The sequence below is a fragment of the Dyella silvatica genome (assembly GCF_026283955.1).
GTDB classification, from domain to species: Bacteria; Pseudomonadota; Gammaproteobacteria; order Xanthomonadales; family Rhodanobacteraceae; genus Dyella_C; species Dyella_C silvatica.
Map to the genome: position 1 here is coordinate 1 of NZ_JAPDPE010000212.1, position 2,775 is coordinate 2,775.

Consider the following 2,775-nt stretch of genomic DNA (forward strand, 5'->3'; position numbering starts at 1 on the left):
GCATGAGTGAATGCGCCCGGCGTCGCAGATGGCGATACAGCTGCAGCGCATACTCAACTCTACCCTTGAAAACTGCGCTGTCATGGCTGACACACCTCCCCTTAAACGTATTCGCTGGAGTCAGGCGTTTCGTATCATACCGAGCCGGTTTCCACCGGTTGGCGTGTTCGATCGCATTGCCGATCCCGGTGATCTGGAAGCGCTCTTTGCACTCGAAGCGCTGACCAATCCGCGCCTGCGCGAAGAGCTCGGTGCGTTGCGCCTGGTGCCGCCCGGGCGGCGCATCAGCGGCCCCGGCACGACCCCCGTGATGGCCGCCTTCACACATTTGAATCCCGATGGCAGCCGTTTCTCCGATGGCAGCTGGGGTGTGTTTTACGCCGCGCATAGTGTCGCCACGGCAGTAGAAGAAACGGTTTATCACCGCGAACGTTTTCTCGCGGCCACCGCCGAGCCACCGTGCGATAGCGAGATGCGCTGCTATCGCACCACCATTCAAGGCAAGCTGCACGACATACGCGGTGGCTGGCCGGCTGCGCACGATCCCGACAGCTACGTCGCCAGTGTGGCGCTTGCGCGCCAGCTACGCGCAGCGCATTCCGACGGCGTGGTTTACGACAGCGCACGTCATCAAGGTGGCGAGTGCGTGGCGGTGTTTTATCCCGACCGGATCGGGCCGTGTACGCAAGATCAGCACCTGCTATATCGCTGGGACGGTCAGCGCATTGCCCAGGTGTTGACCGTCGACGAATGGAAGCGCGGCTGAACTTTCGTCCAGTCGCGCTTCGATCAAGCGTGACCTCATCGCCTAGAAGCGATAGCCCAGGCTTAGACCATAAGCGAGCGGATTGACCTTGGCCTTGCCGATATTGGCGCCGTTGAGATGCACATCGCTTTCGATATTCATCCAGCGCACGTCGGCGGTAAACAACCAGCGATCATTGATCTTCACATCGAGGCCAGCGTGTAGCGCGCCACCCCAGCTATTGTCGATGGTGATATGCGAACCCTGAAGCGCACCACGTCCCTTGCTGTCGTAGAAATGCGTCCAGTTGACGCCGACACCGACGAAGGGCGACACCGTGCTATCAGGCATAAAGTGATAGTTCACGCCGATCACCGGCGGTAATTGCTTGGTCGATGCGAGACGGGTGCCGTTCAAGCGGATGTCGTGTTCAAACGGCAGCGCAACAAGTACTTCCGCGCCCAGATTGGGAGTGAACAAATACTCAATCGTGCCGGTCGGTTTGGTGTCATTGCTGATGCTGCTGCGCATGCCGGCGAGATGGCCGTTGTCAGACTGTGGCGCAACCACATGTGCGCCAAAGCGCACCACCCACGCATCATCATCCGCGCGTGCGATGGATGCAGTGGTCAGCGCCATGATGGTTAAAGCCGCCAGTGGTAACAGAGCGAATTTCATGGATGAATCCTTCTAGTCAGGAGGATGGATCTGATACTTGCGCTGCGTTTTCACGGGTGAGTAATTGGCATCAGGCGCACATAGCAACGTGCTCCGAAAGCGACTTCCCTGCCACGGTCATTCGGAGCACAACGGTATGTAGGAGGACACCCTTCAACGAGGGCCTTCAGCCATTTTATGTAATGAATTTGTCACGGCGAGGTGAAGTGGGTCGCACTACGGGATGTGCGCAAAGCCGCTTCAGCACAGGCATCCGGGTAAGCGGCTACCTGGATCGAGGCACCTCCATGCATGCTCGCCGTTGCGCCGCTGGATGGGCGCTACGGCTACTCCCCTACGGCGAGGGGAGCAGATCGAGCATCAGGTATCGGCGCCGGTGGCCCAGCCGATGCGATCGCCACGGGTGAATACCCGATCGTTGTCCAGCACATCACCGGCAGCATGTGCCTGTTGCTCGCTGAGCTTGGCGTAGATGGGGGTGAAGTCGGGTCGGGTGGCGTCGAACAATTGCTCGAAACTATCGATGACAAAATACGTTTGCTGATACGTATCGATGCGGTAGCGCGTGCTCATCACTCGCTCCAGGCCAAAACCGATGCGATTGGGCGAGGGCGAATCCAGCGAGTAAATCGACTCGCCTTTGGAGCTGACAATGCCGGCGCCATAAATGCGCATGCCGTCGGCGGTATGAATCAGACCAAATTCCACCGTGTACCAATACAGCCGCGTAAGGTTCATCAGCGCGTCGGGGCCGATCGCGAACGCCTTCATGCCGCCACGACCATAGGCCTGCATGTAATCGGCAAACACCGGATTGAGCAGCAGCGGCACATGTCCGAACAAATCGTGGAACAGATCGGGCTCGCTCAGGTAATCGAGTTGATCGGGCTTGCGGATCCACCAGCTCACCGGAAAACGGCGATTGGCCAGATGGTCGAAAAACACCTCATCCGGCAGCAGCCCTTCGACCGCGACCAACTCCCAGCCGGTGGTCGCGCCGAGTACCTTGTTGAGTTCGGCGAATTTTGGAATACCGCCGTCGCCCAGCCCGAAGCGCTCCACGCCGGCCATGAACTCGGCACAGGCACGCCCGGGCAGCAATTCGCGCTGACGCTTGAACAAGGTGTCCCACACCTGATGATCGGTACGGCTGTAGTTCGCCCAGGGTTGCTCGACGACGCCAGTCGCGTAGACCGGCACGTAACCACGATCCGTCTGTTGATGTTCCACGCGGCGAGGGGTGTCCATGGCGACTCCTGCTAACAAGATTGCATAAGGTATGGATGCTGCGGACAACAGCATACGACTGATACCGCGCACATTGATTGTTTCATTGCGCATGTATGAGCTAA

At 58.8% G+C, this 2,775-nt stretch carries 3 protein-coding genes; 1 reads left to right on the plus strand and 2 read right to left on the minus strand.

What is annotated here, in order from left to right:
• The first annotated feature begins 82 nt into the window (after positions 1-82).
• Positions 83-766 (plus strand): RES family NAD+ phosphorylase, encoded by a 684-nt coding sequence (locus OUZ52_RS22590; RefSeq protein ID WP_266160859.1) that lies wholly within the window; start codon positions 83-85, stop codon positions 764-766.
• Positions 767-808: 42 nt separating this feature from the next.
• On the opposite strand, the gene OUZ52_RS22595 is transcribed toward OUZ52_RS22590, so the two are convergent.
• Together OUZ52_RS22595 and phhA are read right to left on the minus strand one after the other, a co-directional pair.
• Positions 809-1,423 (minus strand): OmpW/AlkL family protein, encoded by a 615-nt coding sequence (locus OUZ52_RS22595; RefSeq protein ID WP_266160860.1) that lies wholly within the window; start codon positions 1,421-1,423, stop codon positions 809-811.
• Between the two features lie 360 nt (positions 1,424-1,783).
• Positions 1,784-2,671 carry a phenylalanine 4-monooxygenase gene (gene phhA / locus OUZ52_RS22600; protein ID WP_266160861.1) on the minus strand — a complete coding sequence of 296 codons (888 nt, stop codon included), beginning with the start codon at positions 2,669-2,671 and terminating at the stop codon, positions 1,784-1,786.
• Positions 2,672-2,775: the final 104 nt, after the last annotated feature.